The organism is Streptomyces sp. NPDC093149 (assembly GCF_044754145.1).
Lineage (GTDB): Bacteria > Actinomycetota > Actinomycetes > Streptomycetales > Streptomycetaceae > Streptomyces.
In genome coordinates, this window is sequence record NZ_JBIVON010000074.1 from 1 (window position 1) to 2138 (window position 2138).

At 65.9% G+C, this 2138-nt stretch carries 4 protein-coding genes; 1 reads left to right on the forward strand and 3 read right to left on the reverse strand.

Features of this window, described 5'->3' with window-relative positions; all coding sequences use genetic code 11:
- The coding region (locus ACIQCZ_RS42540; RefSeq protein WP_402291585.1) for a hypothetical protein at positions 1-981 on the reverse strand (981 nt) is incomplete at its 3' end.
- Positions 982-1056: 75 nt separating this feature from the next.
- On the opposite strand from ACIQCZ_RS42540, the gene ACIQCZ_RS42545 reads away from it, so the two are divergent.
- The gene (locus tag ACIQCZ_RS42545) at positions 1057-1524 is read left to right on the forward strand and encodes a hypothetical protein (protein ID WP_402291586.1); all 468 of its coding nucleotides are present in this window, start codon (positions 1057-1059) and stop codon (positions 1522-1524) included.
- A 51-nt stretch (positions 1525-1575) separates the two neighbouring features.
- On the opposite strand, the gene ACIQCZ_RS42550 is transcribed toward ACIQCZ_RS42545, so the two are convergent.
- Both ACIQCZ_RS42550 and ACIQCZ_RS42555 read right to left on the reverse strand, forming a co-directional pair.
- Positions 1576-1872 (reverse strand): NucA/NucB deoxyribonuclease domain-containing protein, encoded by a 297-nt coding sequence (locus ACIQCZ_RS42550; protein WP_402291588.1) that lies wholly within the window; start codon positions 1870-1872, stop codon positions 1576-1578.
- Positions 1869-2069: a hypothetical protein gene (locus ACIQCZ_RS42555; RefSeq protein WP_402291590.1), complete on the reverse strand. Its 201-nt coding sequence runs from the start codon at positions 2067-2069 to the stop codon at positions 1869-1871. Before ACIQCZ_RS42555 ends, ACIQCZ_RS42550 begins: the two co-directional genes overlap by 4 nt.
- Between the last annotated feature and the right edge of the window lie 69 nt (positions 2070-2138).

Consider the following 2138-nt stretch of genomic DNA (forward strand, 5'->3'; position numbering starts at 1 on the left):
GTCGTCGCCGTTGCCGCGCCGGGTGATGAGCCTGTGGTGTTCCATCCACAGGCACGCGGAGCTGTGCGGGGGGATGGCCAGGCCGCGGGTCTTGGTCTCCTGACGCATGGCGGAGACGCTGTAGCGCGACTCGTAGCCGGTCTCGATGGTTGCGGACACTGAGGAGGTCACGGTGACACCGGCTCCGATACCGAACGGGCGGGCTCCGACCTCTACGCCGACCGACTCGCTGACGGTGACGCCGGTGTTCTGGGAGAAGGCTTCGCTGTTCTCCTCGGACACTCCGGTGGTGACGGCCTGCGACTCCTCCTGCTCCACGGTGCCATTGCGGTTGTCCCGGTAGAGGATCAGCTCGTAGTGGCGTTTGCGCTCGATCTTGTAGAAGGGGGAGTTGTCCCGCTTCCACCTATCGTTGCGGGCGTCGTCCTTGACCATGAAGTAGGGCACGGTCACAGTCCGGTCGGTGATCACGATCGTGGCCGGCGGCCGGTTGTGCGAGGTCAGCTCGGGGATCTCCGGGCCGTCTCGCTTGTCGATGATGGCGGGCAGGTCAAGGGTCCACGTGACCGGGGTGGGGGCGGGGTGGCCTTCGGAGCGGACTGCGGTGAAGCAGCCCATCGGCAGGTACAGGTGCTCGTCCAGGTCCCCGTCCGGGTAGGGCGGGGTGGCGATCGACCAGAGCTTCCAGCCGTTCTCCTCGTACAGCAACTCGCTGCATTCGGCCTGCCGTACGTAGTTACGGCCGTTGTGCGTCTTCTTGACGCACATGGTGTCCGCCCATCCTCCGTACCCCTCAGGGCCGATGTCCCGGCGGGCAGCGATGTCGCCGAGGGCCACGTAGCCGTCCGGCGGAACCGGCCGCCACAAGGCACACTCCCACTGGGAGCCTGTATCCGGCAGGTCACCCAGCCGCTCCCAGCTGACCGGCTTCCTCAGCAGGCTCTTGTCCGCGGAAGCGGGCCGGGCGGCGAGAACCAACACGCCCCGAACCGGCCGCGCAGCGGCGCGGCTTACCATCTCGGAGAGACCGGCAGCTCAGCTTTGAAGGGAAAGTTCGTGGCGCAGATCGTCCGGCAGCAACGTGTGGAAGCGTATGTGGGGTATCACGCGTTCGGGTTGCAGGAATCCGATGATGCGGACCTACCGGTTGCTTTCCCGGACGAGTTCGACTTCGGTGTCTTCCTCGGCACCCATCCCGGGCGCCTGGACATCACCAGTGGTGGCCACACTCACACCGCAACAGTGAACGTCGAGGTGTGGGACAGTGCTCCGCCCCCGCAGGATCCGGCTGGCTGGGACGAGCAGGCTGAAGCCGATCTCGAGTCCGCCAGCGGGCAATTGGCGGTCTGGTCCATGCACACGGGCCGGATGGACGACGTCATCGTGCTGGCAGACTCCGGCGGCTCCTGGCGGGTCCGGGTCAGCTGTGCCGGCCGGGCAGAGGCCGCTGCGCTGTCGGAGGGCGATGGCACCGGAGTCGGGGTGGAGTGCTACCTCATCCAGTTCTGGCCGGCGAACGCGTAGGCGGAGAGCGCGTCGGCGGGGTGGTCCGGTCCCGCCGACGCGCACCTCAGATCAGGAGACGATCTTGACGATGAAGCCGTCGTCGAGTCCATCGAGGATGCGGTTCTTGCCGTGGAAGCTCTTAAGGATCAGGCCGCCGGCCTGGTTGTCGTCTTTCGGGATGGGCTTGGCTGAGAAGTTGAACTTCTTGGCTTCCTGGTCGAACTCGTGTTCCGCCGCTCCCTCGTAGGTACTGGCGAACGGGTACTCGTCGCACTCCTTGCCACCATTGGTGTACTTGGGTCCCCAGTACCGCTTGCACTGCTTGACAGCCGCAGCACGGTTCTTGTCGTTGCGGGCCTGGCTCACCGTACGGTGCGCGGGTCCTTCGCGGTCTGTCCGGGCACCTTCTTCGCCGACATGTACGGCTTGGTGTCCTGCGGAACCAGGAACGCCTGGCGGATGTGCGCGGCCTCAGCCTGCTCCTCCGCGCCCTGTTTCGCACTCAGGGTGAGCGTCGTGAGATAGCTGAAGGTAGCCGCGGCGGAGTCAACCGGTTGATGCAACAGCTGCCGCGAGCCTATCAGCGGGAGTTTCGAACCCGAGGGTCTGCCGGGGGCGGGTGTTCAGCTTGA